A 13,325-nucleotide genomic window follows, 5' to 3' on the forward strand; every position below is an offset into this window, starting at 1 on the left:
GCTCCTCAGGGCCAGACCCGGTGCACGCCGACGCTCCACAGGCCGAGGAAGGTCATGGCCAGGGAGCCGAGCAGGTGCAGGGCGATGGCGCCGAAGGCCCAGGCGTATTGCTGGGCCAGCAGGCGCTCCATGACTTCGCCGGAGAAGCTGGAGAAGGTGGTGAGGCCGCCGAGGAAGCCGGTGATGAGGAACAGCTTGAGCAGCGGGGACAGGTGGGCGTAGCTGTGGAACACGCCCAGGGCCACGCCGATGAGGTAGCCGCCGAGCAGGTTGGCCACCAGGGTGCCCAGGGGAATGGCCAGGAACAGGGGATTGAGCAGCAGTCCCAGGCCCCAGCGGGCCCAGGCGCCGAGGGCGGCACCGACGCCGATGGCAAGAAAGGCATTCCAGTTCACGGCCGGACCTCGCACCCCAAGGGAGAAAGGGTGAATTTTAGCGGCTTTTAACCCGGGTCTTTTCGGTTTTGCCCCTGGCCCCGGTTAAAATGGCGGACAAAGACCTTCAAGGACCCCGCTGTGAGCAACCCCAACAAGAACGCCGCGCCGATCGCCCCCGCCGCCAATTTCATCCGCAACATCGTCGAGGCCGACCTGGCCGCCGGCAAGCACGCCCAGCGCCGCTGGGCCGGCCAGCCCGGCCTGGCCAGCGACCACGCCGCCGGCGCCCTGGACCCGGCCAAGATCCGCACCCGCTTTCCGCCGGAGCCCAACGGCTACCTGCACTTCGGCCACGCCAAGTCCATCTGCCTCAATTTCGGTCTGGCCCGGGACTACGGCGGCCGCTGCCACCTGCGCTTCGACGACACCAATCCGGAGAAGGAAGACCAGGAATACGTTGATTCCATCGTGGACGCGGTGAAGTGGCTGGGCTTCAACTGGGAGGATGCCCAGGAGAACAACCTCTACTACGCCTCCAACTATTTCCCCTGGATGATCCAGGCTGCCGAGTACCTGATCGCCACCGGCAACGCCTACGTGGACAGCCAGAGCGCCGAAGAAATGCGCGCCAACCGGGGCACCCTGACCGAGGCAGGCAAGGACAGCCCCTTCCGCAACCGCAGCGTGGCCGAGAACCAGGACCTGTTCAAGCGCATGCAGGCCGGCGAATTCCCGGACGGCGCCCACATCCTGCGGGCCAAGATCGACATGGCCGCCCCCAACATCAACCTGCGGGACCCGGCCATCTACCGCATCCGCCATGCGACCCACCACAACACGGGCGACAAGTACTGCGTGTACCCCATGTACACCTTCGCCCACCCCATCGAGGATGCCCTGGAGAACATCACCCACTCCATCTGCACCCTGGAATTCGAGGACCAGCGCCCCTTCTACGACTGGCTCCTGGAGCGCCTGGCCGAGGGCGGCCTGCTGCAGCGCCCCCTGCCCCATCAGTACGAGTTCTCCCGCCTCAACCTGACCTACGTCGTGCTCTCCAAGCGCAAGCTGATCCAGCTGGTGGAAGAGAAGCACGTGGACGGCTGGGACGACCCGCGCATGCCCACCCTGGTGGGCGCCCGCCGCCGCGGCTACACCGCCGAAGGCTTCCGCCTGCTGATGGAGCGGGTCGGTGTCTCCAAGCACGACTCCCTCATCGACTACAGCCTGCTCGAAGACTGCATGCGGGAAACCATGAACGAGCTGGACGAGCGCCGCATCGCCGTGCTCGACCCGCTCAAGCTCGTCATCACCAACTACCCGGAAGGCCAGAGCGAGGAATGCTTCGCCCCCAACCACCCGCTCAAGCCCGAACTGGGCAAGCGCGTGGTGCCCTTCTCCCGGGAGCTGTGGATCGAGCGGGAGGACTTCATGGAGGAGCCCAGCAAGGGCTACCACCGGCTCTACCCGGGCAATATGGCCCGCCTGCGCTACGGCTTCGTGGTCAAGTGCACCGGCTGCGAGAAGGATGCCGCCGGCAACGTCACCGCCGTGCTGTGCGAGTACATGGAAGACTCCAAGTCCGGCACCCCCGGCGCCGACAACTACAAGGTCAAGGGCAACCTGCACTGGGTCTCCGTGGCCCACGCCTACACCGCCGAAGTGCGCCTCTACGACCGCCTGTTCCAGGCCGCCGCCCCCGGCGCCGGCGACCGGGATTTCCTCGACGACCTCAATCCTGCGTCCAAGGTGGCCATCACCGTGCAACTGGAACCGGCCCTGAAGGATGCCCTGCCGGAACAGCGCTTCCAGTTCGAGCGCCACGGCTACTTCGTCGCCGACCGGGTGGATTCCCAACCCGGCGCCCCGGTCTTCAACCGGGCCGTCACCCTCAAGGACTCCTGGGGCAAGGCGGGCTGAGGCTCCGGGCGAAAAACCAGGAACCAGGAGCGGACCATGGCAGGCGGCGGCTGGGGTTGCCCCCACGAATCCAACGATCGCTGCGGCAAGGTGAATGACCTGCCCTGCGATCCGGGCATGAAGGGCTGCGTCCTCGCCGGCCGCTACCGCTTCGCCAACGACGACAAGAACGAGCGCCTGCGCCAGAAGGCCGAGCAGCGGCGGGAAGTGACACCACCCGCCGCGGATGCGTCCCCGGACGAGCAACAGTAAGCCAGGAAAGGCGCCATGCCCCCACTTCCCGCACCCGTGCCGCCGCCCCAGGCGGGCCGCGCCGGCTGGAGCCTGCGCAGCAAGACCGTGGGCCTGCTGCTGGCGGCCACCGCCGTCATCCTGCTGGCGGCCCTGCTCATCGGCATCCGGGTGGCGGAAGACATCCGCGAAAACCTGGGCACCGCCCTGGCCCGCAACCACGCCCAGCTGACCAAGCAGCGCATTCTCTCCGCCGTCGGGAGGGAAATGGCCCTGGCCCAGCGCTTCGCCGAATCCACCGTGCTCCGGGAATGGATGACCGGCGAGCAGGACGCAGCCAAGACCGAGCGTTTCTTCCGCGAAGGCGAAGGTTTCCGCCGCGCCTTCGCCGACCAGGCCTATTTCGCCGCCCTGGCCAGCAGCCGCCATTTCTACTTCGCCGATCCGCAGGCCGCTCCCCGGGCCGCCATGCGCTACACGGCCGACCCGGCCAACCCGGATGACGCCTGGTTCTTCGCCACCCTGAAGAGCAGCCAGGGCTACAGCCTCAATGTGGATTACGACAAGAAGCTGCAGGTCACCAACGTCTGGATCAACATCGTGGTACGGGACGAAGGGGAGCGCCCCATCGGCATCGCCGGCACCGGCCTCAACCTCAGCCGCTTCCTCAGCAACGTCCTGGCCAACCGGGAAACCGGCGTGGTCACCATGGTGCTGGACCAGAACGGCGCCATCATCGCCCACCCGGACCCGCGCCAGATCGCCTACGCCACCGCCGGCAACCAGAACATCGAAAAGACCATCTACCGCCTGCTGGAGCGGCCGGCGGACAAGGAGGCCCTGCGCCGCACCCTGGTGGCGGCCGCCTCCGACGAAGGGGAAGGCACGCCGACCCTGCGCCTGAAGCTGGAAGGCGCCCCCAGCCTGGCTGCCGCCACCTACATTCCCTCCCTGCGCTGGACCGTGCTGACGGCGGTGGACCTCAACACCAGCCGGGTTTTCGACGCGCCCCTGATCACCGCCCTGGCCCTGGGTTCGCTCCTGCTGCTGGCCCTCCTGGTGGGCTTGTATACCGCCGGCCTCAACCGCCTGGTGCTGGCCCCCCTGGCCGCCCTCACCGCCGCCGTGCAGCGCATCGGCGCCGGCCATTACGGGGAACGCCTGCGCTCGAACCGGGGCGACGAGATCGGCGAACTGACCCGGGCCTTCGACACCATGGCCCAGCAGGTGCGGGCCCACTCGGAGAACCTGGAGCGGCTGGTGGACGAACGCACCCGGGAACTGGCCGAAGCCCATCGCAAGGTCACCGACAGCATCCGCTACGCCAGCCTGATCCAGCACGCCATCCTGCCGGACAAGGCCCTCAAGGCCGATCTGCAGGGCCAGTACTTCGTCCTGTGGCGCCCCCGGGACGTGGTGGGCGGCGACTTCTACCTGTACCGCGGCGCCACCGGGCAGTGCCTGTTCGGCGTGGTGGACTGCGCCGGCCACGGCGTTCCCGGCGCCTGCATGACCATGATCGCCCACGCCGCCCTGGAGGTGGCCCTGGGTGACACGACCTGGCAGGACCCGGCGGCCCTGCTGCAGCGTACCGACCAGGTGGCGCGGGGCATGCTGCCCGGGGATGACCGCAGCCGCCAGATCGCCACCAGCATGGACATGGGCCTGTGCCACGTGGACCTGGAGCGGCGCCTGGTGACCTTCGCCGGCGCCCGCCTGGGCCTGTTCTGGAGCGATGGCGACAACTGCGAGGAAATCCCGGGCCACCGCCGCGGCGTCAATGACCGTCGCAGCGGCAGCTACGACAACGCCCAGGTGCCCCTGGCAGCGGGCCGCACCTTCTACCTGGTCAGCGACGGTCTGCTGGACCAGGCCGGCGGCGACCAGGGCTACGGCTTCGGCGCCCGCCGCCTGGCAGCCTGGATCCGGACCCATGCCCACCTGCCCCTGGCCGAGCAGAAGAGCGCCCTGCTGGAGGAAATCCAGGCCTACCAGGGCCCCCTGGCCCAGCGGGACGACATCACCCTCCTGGCTTTCCGTTTCGACGATCAGCGGTAAGATAGGCCACCCAAGGAGATTCCATGACCCAGACGGCACCTTCCCTCGACATCTTCGCCCTGCGGGAAACCTTCAACCGCGAGCGCATCATGCTCTGCTTCAACGGCCCCATCACCGCCACCCTCATCGAGGAAATCGGCACGGCCCTGCGCAAGCACATGGAAGGCCTGCAGGAATCCCCCTCCGCCGTTTCCGACGTCTTCTCGGTGTATATCGAGATGACCCAGAACATCCGCCGCTACACCCAGTCGCGCCCCGCCCTGGCCATGGAGACGGCCAGCGTCTTCGTCTCCCGGGACGAAGATGGCCGCTACGTGGTGAGCGCCGGCAACGTGCTCGAGGCGGCCGACGGCGAAGCCCTGTTGCAGCGGGTCGAACCCCTGGCCCGGCTCGACAAGGACGGCCTCAAGGCCGCCTTCAAGACCCAGCTGCGCCAGCCTCGGGAAGCCCTGGACGGCAGCGCCGGCCTGGGCCTGATCGACATGGCCCGCAAGGCCTCGGCCCCCCTGCAATGCAGCCTGCGCCCCCTGGACGGCGGGCGCGCCTTCTTCAGCCTGCGGGTCGTGCTCTAGGAAAAAAACAACATGGACAATCTCGACATCCCCCAGACCAACGCCAGCCCGGCCATCCGGGCCGATTGGGAAGCCGGCCTGATCGCCATGCAGGGCGACTCCTACCCGGAAAACTCCTTCGAACTGTTCCAGCCCCTGATCGACTGGGTCGAAGCCTACCTGGCCCAGCCCGAGCGCCCCCTGCGCCTGGAACTGGAACTGCTGTACCTCAACACCAGCAGCATCCGCGCCCTCATGGACATCCTGGACCTGCTCGAAGAAGCCCACCGCAAGGGCCGCCAGGTCAGCGTGCGCTGGTCCTACGACGGCGCCAACGAACGGGTGGGCGAACTGGCCGCCGAGTTCAAGGAAGACTGCACCTTCCCCTTCGACATCGCGGCCAAGGTCTGACATGTCCGAGATCCCGGACCTGGAAGCCCGCATCGAAGCCCTCCTGCGCGACAACGCCGCCGATCCGGCCGTGCTGGCGCTGCTGCAGGAGCTGTACGACCGCTACCGCACCCAGGAACGGCTGCTGGACCGGCTGACCCACATCTCCGACCGCTTCCAGCGGGCCGAGCGGGACCGAGGCCAGTCCTACGCCGAGAACTACCAGCGCAAGGTGCGCCAGATCGAAAAGATCGTGCGCATCAGCGACCAGTACCAGTCCATGCTGCGGGACCTGAACGACCGTCTGCACACCATCTCCACCCAGGACGAACTCACCGGCCTGCCCAACCGCCGCTTCATGCAGGCCCGGCTGACCCAGGAAATCGCCCAGGCCGAGCGCAACGGCAGCGACTTCTGCATCGCCCTGGCCGACATCGACCGTTTCAAGGCCATCAACGACAGCTGCGGCCACGCCGCCGGCGACACCGCCCTGGCCCAGGTAGCCGAGGCCCTGGCCGGCAACCTGCGGGAATACGACGTCTGCGCCCGCTGGGGTGGCGAGGAATTCCTCATGCTCTTTCCCGGCTGCGGCGGCGAGGCCGCCCTGGTGCTGGGCGAGCGCATCCGCAATGCCATCGAGGCCGACGCCAGCCGCCGGCCAGACCTGCCCCCCATCACCGTCAGCATGGGCCTGACCCAATTCCGCCCCGGCGAGAACCTGGACGCCACCCTGAAACGGGCCGACGACGCTCTCTACGCCGCCAAGGCAGCCGGACGCAACCGGGCCGTCCTGGCCTGAGCCAGCGCCGGCAGCATATCGGCCGGCCCCATTCCGGCGCCACCGGCTTTTGGTGCTATGCCAAAAGCCATGAAAGCAGACCTTCCGCATATCCCGAAAGCCTTAACTGGCGCGGTTCTCCGGCTTACAGACGGCTCCCGGCCGACTATCATGCAGGCATTCCGATTCGCCCCGTCGAGCCGCCATGTCCGTCATCCGCTCCCAGCGCCCGCTCCAGCCGCCGGCCAGGCTCTTCCGGCGGGAGGAATACCTCTTTGCCGCCCTGGCCCTGCCCGCCTCCGTCGCCTGGTTTTTCGCCACCTACTGGAGCGACGGCTGGATATGGGCCGCCCTGCCGCCTGCCGCACTATTGCTCCACTGCCTGCGCCAGGCCCTGACCTCCCACCTGGAAGGCAACGGCGTCCGCATCACCACCCGCCAGTACCCGGACCTGCACGTGCGCCTCGAGCGCTGCTGCCGCAAGCTGGGCCTGGCCCGGGTGCCCCGGACCTACCTGATCCACGGCTGGAGCCGGTTGCACAGCCTCGCCTGGCGCCTGCTGCGGCACCGCCTGGTGATGTTGCGAGCCGAACTGGTGGACGCCCTGGACAGCGATGTGGACGCGGTGGACTTCTATCTGGGGCGGGAACTGAGCCACCTGGCCCGGCCCCATGCCGGCTACGGCTGGTGGATCCTGCCCGCCCTGCCCCTGCCCCTGCTCGGCAGCGCCTACCGGCGGGCCAAGGAATATACGGCGGACCGCTGCGGCACCCTGTGCTGCCGCAGCCTGCACTCGTCCATCCGGGCCCTGGCCCTGCTGGCGGCGGGCCCCCGCCGCTGGCAGAACCTGGATGCCCACGCCTTCGTGGACCAGGCCGCCCACAGCGGCGGTTTCTGGATGTCCCTGCAGGAACTGACCGCCACCGCCCCCTGGCTGTGCAAACGCATGGCCCGCCTGCCGTCCCCGCCCATGGCGGTGCCGCGCCGTCACCTGCTGGCCTGGCCCGTGGCGGCGGTGCTGCCGGCGGTGGGCGGCGGCGGCTTCCTCGCCAACCTGGCCACCCTCGGCGTGCTCGGGCTGAGCCTCATGCTGGTGGCCCTGCCGGCCTACGAGGACTACCGCCACAGCACGGTGTACCACCCCCTCTTCTCCTATGCCCACAACCTGGCCCAGGCCGCCAAGATCCGCTACGAGGCGGAGCACACCCTGACCGCCACCCCTGCCGAGCTGGGCTTCGGCCGCCTGCCCCTGGGCATCGCCCGAGTGCACATGGACGAGGAAAACGGCCGCATCACCCTGGGCCTGACGGAAGGCAGCAACATCGTCTATTACCCCTACCTGGACACGGCCGCCCGCATCGTCTGGCGCTGCACCACCACCCTGCCGCGCCAGCACATCCCCTGGAACAGCCGCTGCAACAGCAGTTCCGAGGATGGTTCCGCCCCCATCGCCTGGCTGCGGCAACTGGCCCGGCTGTAGGCCCTTCGGCGCCGGCCGCCGCGGCCTTTTCCTTGGGGCGAGGTGCCGCCGGCGGTACAATGGCGGCCTTCACCGCCCTGGGCGGCCGCCCGCACCGATCGAGCCGATGACCATGAACTTCCGCCAATCCCTCGCTGCCGCCTGGCAGAAAAACAACTCCCTCCTCTGCGTCGGCCTGGACCCGGACCCGGCCAAGTTCCCCGCCCACCTGCAGGGCCGCGACGACGCCATCTTCGAGTTCTGCAAGAGCATCGTGGACGCCACCGCCGACCTGGTGTGCAGCTTCAAGCCCCAGATCGCCTACTTTGCCGCCCGCCGCGCCGAAGACCAGCTGGAAGCCCTGATCGCCCACATCCATGAAAAGCACCCGGGCATCCCGGTGGTCCTGGATTCCAAGCGGGGCGACATCGGCAGCACCGCCGAGCAGTACGCGGTGGAGGCCTTCGAGCGCTTCGGCGCCGACGCCGTCACCATCAACCCCTACATGGGCAAGGATTCCGTGGAGCCCTACCTGGCCTACCCGGACAAGGGCGTGATCCTGCTCTGCCGCACTTCCAACCCCGGCGGCAGCGACCTGCAGTTCCTCGAAATTGGCAACAGCGGCGGCGAAAAGCTGTTCGAGCGCGTCGCCCGCCTGGTGGCCACGGAATGGAACACCACCGGCCAGTGCGCCCTGGTGGTGGGCGCCACCTTCCCCGCCGAAATCGCCCGGGTGCGGCAACTGACCGGCGACCTGCCCCTGCTGGTGCCCGGCATCGGCGCCCAGGGCGGCGACATCGAAGCCACCGTCAAGGCCGGCAAAACCGCCGATGGCACCGGCCTGATGATCAATTCCTCCCGTGCCATTCTCTACGCCGGCAAGGGCGAGGACTTCGCCGCTGCCGCCCGCCGGGTGGCCCTGGAAACCCGGGACGCCATCAACCGCTATCGCTGAGAAGCAGGCGGGACGGCCATGCCGGCAATGGCATGGCCGTCAGGCAGGAAACACGGCCTTTCCCGGACACCATTGCCGGAGACCGCCGTCCTTATTGCCTTTCCAGCCACAACCCTTGCAATCCTCCACCGTCCCCTCGCCACCGCACCACTCCCGGCCTTTTTCCTCTCCTTCCGGATCGCCCATGAAACGCCTCCTGCTGCCCCTCCTGGCCCTCGCCGCCTGGCCCGCCCTGGCGGCGCCGCGCCATCTGCCGGTTCCCGGCGGGGTGGCGGTGGTGCCGCTGCAGGCGCCTGCCGGCAAAACGCCCAGGGCCTTCTTCGGTGACACGCCCCTGGCCGTGGTGCGGGAAGAGGGCCGCTGGCTGGCCCTGCTCGGCATTCCCCTGGAGACGCCACCGGGGCGCCTCAGCCTGCGTCTGGAAGGCAGCGACGCAGCCACGGCCGAGGTGGAGGTGCGGGCCAAAGACTATCCGGTGCAGCGCCTGACCGTGCGCAACCCGCGCCACGTCAATCCGACACCGGAAGACGAGCTGCGCATCGCCCGGGAGCAGGAAATCCAGGACCGCCTCAAGCGCCACTTCGCCGCCACGGCGCCGGTCACCGCCTTCCGCCTGCCCGCCGACGGGCGCCTCTCCTCCCGCTTCGGCCTGCGCCGCTTTTTCAACGGCGAGCCGCGCCGGCCCCATGCCGGCCTCGACGTGGCCGCAGGCAGCGGCGCCCCGGTGCGGGCCGCCGCCCCCGGCACCGTGGTCAACACGGATAACTTCTTCTTCAACGGCAACACCGTGTTCGTGGACCACGGCCAGGGCCTGATCAGCGCCCACATGCACCTCTCCCGCGTGGATGTGAAGGAAGGCCAGCGGGTGGCCCAGGGCGAACAGCTGGGCGCCGTCGGCGCCACCGGCCGGGTCACCGGCCCCCACCTGCACTGGGCCGTGTTTCTCAACGGCACGGCGGTGGATCCGGAACTGTTCCTGCCCCCCGCCAAGGGCCGATAAAAAAGGCGCCCGCGGGCGCCTTCTCCTGGCTGGGCCGGACCTCAGCCCTTGGGCTTGGCCGGCGTGCTCATCTGCTTGCCCTCATCCTTGGCCTTGTCGCCAGGACAGGCCAGGGCCGATACACTGACAGCCGCCAGCAGCACGGCCAACACACTCGCGCACCACTTTTGCATGGACTACTCCTTCCCACGTTGAGGAAGCCGTTGGACGCCGCCCGCTGCAGGCAGTTCCTCCAGCAAGCCGCCCCGACCATGGACACCCAGACCATCCACCTGCACCTCAAGGCACCGCCCAAGCCCGATGCTGGCCAGCCCTGCAACGGTTGCGGCGTCTGCTGCGCGGCCGAGACCTGCCCCCTGGCCAGGCTGCGCTTCCGCCGGCGGCAGGGCCCCTGCCCGGCCCTGGAATGGCTGGCGGAGGAAGCCTGCTACCGCTGCGGCCTGCTGCGCCGCCCCTGCCATTACTGGCCGGGGCTGCCGGCCTGGGCCGAAGGCATGGCACGGCGCCTGACCCGGCGCTGGATCGCCGCCGGCAGCGCCTGCGACAGCCAGGCGCAGATCGCCCCGTAGGCGCGCCGCCAGCACTGGGATAGGGAGTAGGTCTCGGGCTGCCACCACAGCAGCGTGGCGCCGCCATCCTCGCCCCGCAGTTCGAGGACGCCGTGTTCCGACCAGTCGCACCATTCTTCCGCCTCCAGGCGCCGCTGCGGCCACCACACCCGGGCCCCCAGCCAGCGGGGCGGCCCCTGCACCGTCACCCGCCCGGCCGCCACCCAGAGGCGGCAGCCGGGCTGCACCGCCAGTTGCATCACCATGCCGGCGGCCAGGTCGATGGACTGGGCCTGCTCCTGCCCTTGCGGCCCCCGTTGCACCTGTTGCCGGCTTACCTGTCTCGATTCCATGACCGTTCTCCGCGAGTTGATGGGACGGCCTCCATGCTAGAGAGAGCCCCATCGGCGCGGCAGGCACAGGCGCCGCCCGGGAGAACCGCTACAGACACCGGCTTTCGCCATCTGTTATGGTGCAAATCCCGGCCATCTATATCTGGCCGGCGCCCCCGCCACAGGAGAACATGGGCCATGGACACCGCCCTCCCCCTCTACCAGCGTCTCGCCGCCCACTACCGGGAGGCCATCGCCCACGGCTCCCTGCTGGTGGGCGACCGCTTTCCCTCGGTGCGCGCCCTCATGGGCCGCCACGGCGTCAGCCTGAGCACGGCGGTGCAGGTGTGCCGCCAGCTGGAACAGGAAGGCTGGCTGGAGGCGCGGCCCCGTTCCGGCAATTTCGTCCGCCGCCCCGCCCGCCCCGCCGGGCCTCTGCCGAGCGAGCCCCGGGCCGGCCAGTTGCCGGACCCGGCCCAGTTCGTCGGCATCCACGGCCGGGTCTCGGAAATCATCGCCCGGGGCCGCCAGCAGCCGGTCAGCGTGAATTTTTCCAGCGCCCGCAGCGCCCCAGAACTGTATCCGGGCGAGGCCCTGCGCCTGGCGGCGGCCCGGGCCCTGCGGCGCCATCCCGACCTGCTGGTCAGCGCCCCGCCGCCCAACGGCTGTCCCGACTTCCTGCAGGTGCTGGCCCGGCGCGCCCTGGACGCGGGCATGAACCTGGGGGCGGAGGAGATCGTCGTCACCCAGGGCTGCATGGAGGCCCTCAACCTGGCCCTGCGGGCCGTGACCCAGCCCGGCGACACGGTGGCGGTGGAATCGCCCACCTTCTACGGGCTGCTGCAGGTGCTGGAAACCCTGGGCCTGAAGGCTCTGGAAATTCCCACCAGCCCCCAGACCGGGCTGTCCCTGGAAGCCCTGGAACTGGCCTGCGACCACTACGGCCCCATCGCCGCCCTGGTGGTGGTGCCCCACCTGCAGAACCCCCTCGGCTGCACCATGCCCGAGGCCCACAAGGCGCGGCTGGTGGGCCTCTGCGCCGAGCGGGGCATTGCCCTGATCGAGGACGACACCTACAGCCCCCTGGGGGAGGACGATACGGTGCTGCCGGCCCTCAAGCACTGGGACCGGCAGGGCGGCGTCATCCACTGCGCCTCACTGCACAAGGTGCTGGCGCCGGGGCTGCGCCTGGGCTGGATCAGCGCCGGCCGCTGGCAGGCCCGGGTGGAAATGCTGAAGTACGCCCAGAGCCGCCAGAACGAGGCCCTGGGGCAGCTGGTGGCCGCCGACTTCATGGGCTCCAGCGCCTACGACCGCCACCTGCGGCGCCTGCGGGCAGCCCTCGGCAGCCAGCGCCGGCGCACCACGGAGGCGGTGCTCGAGTATTTCCCCGCCGGCACCCTGGCCGCCCGGCCCCAGGGCGGGCTGGCCCTGTGGGTGCAGCTGCCGCCGGGCGTCTCGTCCCGGGAGGTTTTTGAGCGGGCCCTGGGCGAAGGCATTTTCATTGCGCCGGGGCTGATGTTCTCCAACTCCAACCGCTTCGACGGCTATCTCCGCCTCAACTGCGGCGCCCCCTATACCCCGGCCATCGACGCCGCCCTCCGCCGCCTCGGTGCCATCGTCGGCGAGCTGGCCTAGGCCAGCATCCGCTCGTAGGCCGCCAGGGCCGCCGCCAGCTTGCCCTTCGGCTGATAGGTATCGCCCAGGCCGAATTCCTGCTGCAGGGAGGACTGGTTGTCGGCGATATAGGTGATGGCCCGGCTCAGGTTATCCAGCTGGCGATCGAAGAAGTTGTTGGAGGAGGTCAGCAGCTCGGCCGATTTGACGAAGTTGCCGCTGAACTGCTGCACCGTCGCCACCACCCCTTCCCGGTTCTGCTGCAGGGCACGGCTCAGGGCGGCCTCATCCAGCACTGCCTGCTTGGTCACCGGATCGATGCTCAAGCCCAGATCAGGCATCCCCCGCAGTCCCAGGTCGGCGCCATTGAAGGGATTCTCCACGCTCTGCTCCAGCTCGTAGCCGGCCACCTGGGCCGCCTGGGTGTCGGCCAGGATGCCACCCTGCTGCATGTCCTCGTCGAAACCGGTGCGCCAGGCGTTGTAGTCGCTGACGAACTGCGCCAGCTTCTGGCGGATGGCTTCGTCGCTGCTGCCGGCATCGACGCTTCCCAGGGCAGTGCCCGCAGCAGCCATCGTCTCCAGGGATGTCTGCATCTGGCTCAGCTCGGCGAACTGGCCCTTGTAGAGCACGTTCCGGTAGTTGATCTCGCTCATCATGCGATAGGCCGACTCCGGGTCGAACAGGGCCTCGTTGCGTCCGGTGGGCGAGAGCCCCTGGACGCCGCTGCTGCCGGCGGCAGACTCGACCGCGGCAGCGCCGCCCTTGAGGCTGGCAAGCAGGGCGCCGAAGCCCTCGCTGCTGCCGGTCTTGCCGCCGCCGGTCAGTTCGGCCAGGGTCTGGGCCTTGAAAGTGGCGATGCGCAGGGCCAGGTCCCGGCCCGCATCCGATGTTCCGTCGATCGACATATGACCTCCTTCGGGGAAAAGCCCCCCGTTGATCCTGTGCCCAGTATTGCAAAAAGCAGGCCTGTTTTCCGGCCGATTCCCGGCATTGCCCGGAGAGCCAATAGGGACGCCATCTCCGGCACGGTGCCGGGGAAGCCCGGTATTTCCTGGGCACCAGCGTGCGGCAAGAAGTGCCGCCGCCCGGCAAGGTAGCCGAAGGGG

At 69.1% G+C, this 13,325-nt stretch carries 15 protein-coding genes; 11 read left to right on the forward strand and 4 right to left on the reverse strand.

Features of this window, described 5'->3' with window-relative positions; genetic code table 11:
* Nucleotides 1–5 precede the first annotated feature (5 nt).
* The gene (gene crcB, locus ACLSSQ_RS15145; RefSeq protein WP_416243151.1) at nucleotides 6–395 is read right to left on the reverse strand and encodes a fluoride efflux transporter CrcB; all 390 of its coding nucleotides are present in this window, start codon (nucleotides 393–395) and stop codon (nucleotides 6–8) included.
* 120 nt (nucleotides 396–515) lie between these two features.
* Between crcB and ACLSSQ_RS15150 the strand changes: the two genes are divergently transcribed.
* From ACLSSQ_RS15150 to ACLSSQ_RS15190, 9 genes are all read left to right on the forward strand, one after another.
* Complete coding sequence (locus ACLSSQ_RS15150) at nucleotides 516–2,297, forward strand: glutamine--tRNA ligase/YqeY domain fusion protein (protein WP_416243152.1); 1,782 nt, start codon at nucleotides 516–518, stop codon at nucleotides 2,295–2,297.
* Nucleotides 2,298–2,333: 36 nt separating this feature from the next.
* The gene (locus ACLSSQ_RS15155; protein WP_014236461.1) at nucleotides 2,334–2,549 is read left to right on the forward strand and encodes a hypothetical protein; all 216 of its coding nucleotides are present in this window, start codon (nucleotides 2,334–2,336) and stop codon (nucleotides 2,547–2,549) included.
* A 15-nt stretch (nucleotides 2,550–2,564) separates the two neighbouring features.
* Nucleotides 2,565–4,586 carry a biofilm regulation protein phosphatase SiaA gene (gene siaA / locus ACLSSQ_RS15160; protein ID WP_416243153.1) on the forward strand — a complete coding sequence of 674 codons (2,022 nt, stop codon included), beginning with the start codon at nucleotides 2,565–2,567 and terminating at the stop codon, nucleotides 4,584–4,586.
* Between the two features lie 23 nt (nucleotides 4,587–4,609).
* Nucleotides 4,610–5,158: a biofilm regulation protein kinase SiaB gene (siaB, locus tag ACLSSQ_RS15165; protein WP_014236459.1), complete on the forward strand. Its 549-nt coding sequence runs from the start codon at nucleotides 4,610–4,612 to the stop codon at nucleotides 5,156–5,158.
* A 12-nt stretch (nucleotides 5,159–5,170) separates the two neighbouring features.
* Nucleotides 5,171–5,548, forward strand: a complete 378-nt coding sequence (siaC, locus tag ACLSSQ_RS15170; RefSeq protein ID WP_014236458.1) for a biofilm regulation phosphoprotein SiaC — start codon at nucleotides 5,171–5,173, stop codon at nucleotides 5,546–5,548.
* 1 nt (nucleotide 5,549) lies between these two features.
* Nucleotides 5,550–6,326 carry a biofilm regulation diguanylate cyclase SiaD gene (gene siaD / locus ACLSSQ_RS15175; RefSeq protein ID WP_014236457.1) on the forward strand — a complete coding sequence of 259 codons (777 nt, stop codon included), beginning with the start codon at nucleotides 5,550–5,552 and terminating at the stop codon, nucleotides 6,324–6,326.
* Nucleotides 6,327–6,510: 184 nt separating this feature from the next.
* Nucleotides 6,511–7,785 (forward strand): M48 family metallopeptidase, encoded by a 1,275-nt coding sequence (locus tag ACLSSQ_RS15180; protein WP_416243154.1) that lies wholly within the window; start codon nucleotides 6,511–6,513, stop codon nucleotides 7,783–7,785.
* 112 nt (nucleotides 7,786–7,897) lie between these two features.
* Nucleotides 7,898–8,719, forward strand: coding sequence for an orotidine-5'-phosphate decarboxylase (gene pyrF / locus ACLSSQ_RS15185; protein WP_416243155.1), 822 nt, complete (start codon nucleotides 7,898–7,900; stop codon nucleotides 8,717–8,719).
* 184 nt (nucleotides 8,720–8,903) lie between these two features.
* Nucleotides 8,904–9,719, forward strand: a complete 816-nt coding sequence (locus ACLSSQ_RS15190; protein WP_416243156.1) for a peptidoglycan DD-metalloendopeptidase family protein — start codon at nucleotides 8,904–8,906, stop codon at nucleotides 9,717–9,719.
* Nucleotides 9,720–9,760: 41 nt separating this feature from the next.
* Here the strand turns inward: ACLSSQ_RS15190 and ACLSSQ_RS15195 are convergent, their stop codons facing one another.
* Nucleotides 9,761–9,892, reverse strand: coding sequence for a hypothetical protein (locus ACLSSQ_RS15195; protein ID WP_014236453.1), 132 nt, complete (start codon nucleotides 9,890–9,892; stop codon nucleotides 9,761–9,763).
* A 78-nt stretch (nucleotides 9,893–9,970) separates the two neighbouring features.
* Between ACLSSQ_RS15195 and ACLSSQ_RS15200 the strand changes: the two genes are divergently transcribed.
* Nucleotides 9,971–10,288 carry a hypothetical protein gene (locus ACLSSQ_RS15200; protein ID WP_165397545.1) on the forward strand — a complete coding sequence of 106 codons (318 nt, stop codon included), beginning with the start codon at nucleotides 9,971–9,973 and terminating at the stop codon, nucleotides 10,286–10,288.
* Here the strand turns inward: ACLSSQ_RS15200 and ACLSSQ_RS15205 are convergent.
* The gene (locus ACLSSQ_RS15205) at nucleotides 10,180–10,620 is read right to left on the reverse strand and encodes a hypothetical protein (protein ID WP_416243157.1); all 441 of its coding nucleotides are present in this window, start codon (nucleotides 10,618–10,620) and stop codon (nucleotides 10,180–10,182) included. The genes ACLSSQ_RS15200 and ACLSSQ_RS15205 overlap by 109 nt on opposite strands.
* Nucleotides 10,621–10,797: 177 nt before the next feature.
* Between ACLSSQ_RS15205 and ACLSSQ_RS15210 the strand changes: the two genes are divergently transcribed.
* Nucleotides 10,798–12,237, forward strand: coding sequence for a PLP-dependent aminotransferase family protein (locus tag ACLSSQ_RS15210; protein ID WP_416243158.1), 1,440 nt, complete (start codon nucleotides 10,798–10,800; stop codon nucleotides 12,235–12,237).
* Here ACLSSQ_RS15210 and fliD read toward each other — a convergent pair.
* A complete protein-coding gene (fliD, locus tag ACLSSQ_RS15215; protein ID WP_416243159.1) occupies nucleotides 12,234–13,124 on the reverse strand; it encodes a flagellar filament capping protein FliD in 891 nt (296 codons plus the stop codon). The two genes, ACLSSQ_RS15210 and fliD, sit on opposite strands and share 4 nt — an antisense overlap.
* Nucleotides 13,125–13,325 lie beyond the last annotated feature (201 nt).

Source organism: Azospira sp. APE16 (assembly GCF_047901315.1).
Taxonomy (GTDB): domain Bacteria; phylum Pseudomonadota; class Gammaproteobacteria; order Burkholderiales; family Rhodocyclaceae; genus Azospira; species Azospira oryzae.

Excerpts from the sequence above, each read along its gene's own strand:
- siaA (WP_416243153.1), top strand. The coding sequence starts at position 2,565 with ATGCCCCCACTTCCCGCACCCGTGCCGCCGCCCCAGGCGGGCCGCGCC.
- siaB (WP_014236459.1), top strand. The coding sequence starts at position 4,610 with ATGACCCAGACGGCACCTTCCCTCGACATCTTCGCCCTGCGGGAAACC.
- ACLSSQ_RS15210 (WP_416243158.1), top strand. The coding sequence starts at position 10,798 with ATGGACACCGCCCTCCCCCTCTACCAGCGTCTCGCCGCCCACTACCGG.
- pyrF (WP_416243155.1), top strand. The coding sequence starts at position 7,898 with ATGAACTTCCGCCAATCCCTCGCTGCCGCCTGGCAGAAAAACAACTCC.
- ACLSSQ_RS15200 (WP_165397545.1), top strand. The coding sequence starts at position 9,971 with ATGGACACCCAGACCATCCACCTGCACCTCAAGGCACCGCCCAAGCCC.
- siaC (WP_014236458.1), top strand. The coding sequence starts at position 5,171 with ATGGACAATCTCGACATCCCCCAGACCAACGCCAGCCCGGCCATCCGG.
- ACLSSQ_RS15155 (WP_014236461.1), top strand. The coding sequence starts at position 2,334 with ATGGCAGGCGGCGGCTGGGGTTGCCCCCACGAATCCAACGATCGCTGC.
- siaD (WP_014236457.1), top strand. The coding sequence starts at position 5,550 with ATGTCCGAGATCCCGGACCTGGAAGCCCGCATCGAAGCCCTCCTGCGC.
- ACLSSQ_RS15190 (WP_416243156.1), top strand. The coding sequence starts at position 8,904 with ATGAAACGCCTCCTGCTGCCCCTCCTGGCCCTCGCCGCCTGGCCCGCC.
- ACLSSQ_RS15205 (WP_416243157.1), bottom strand. The coding sequence starts at position 10,620 with ATGGAATCGAGACAGGTAAGCCGGCAACAGGTGCAACGGGGGCCGCAA.
- ACLSSQ_RS15180 (WP_416243154.1), top strand. The coding sequence starts at position 6,511 with ATGTCCGTCATCCGCTCCCAGCGCCCGCTCCAGCCGCCGGCCAGGCTC.
- ACLSSQ_RS15195 (WP_014236453.1), bottom strand. The coding sequence starts at position 9,892 with ATGCAAAAGTGGTGCGCGAGTGTGTTGGCCGTGCTGCTGGCGGCTGTC.
- fliD (WP_416243159.1), bottom strand. The coding sequence starts at position 13,124 with ATGTCGATCGACGGAACATCGGATGCGGGCCGGGACCTGGCCCTGCGC.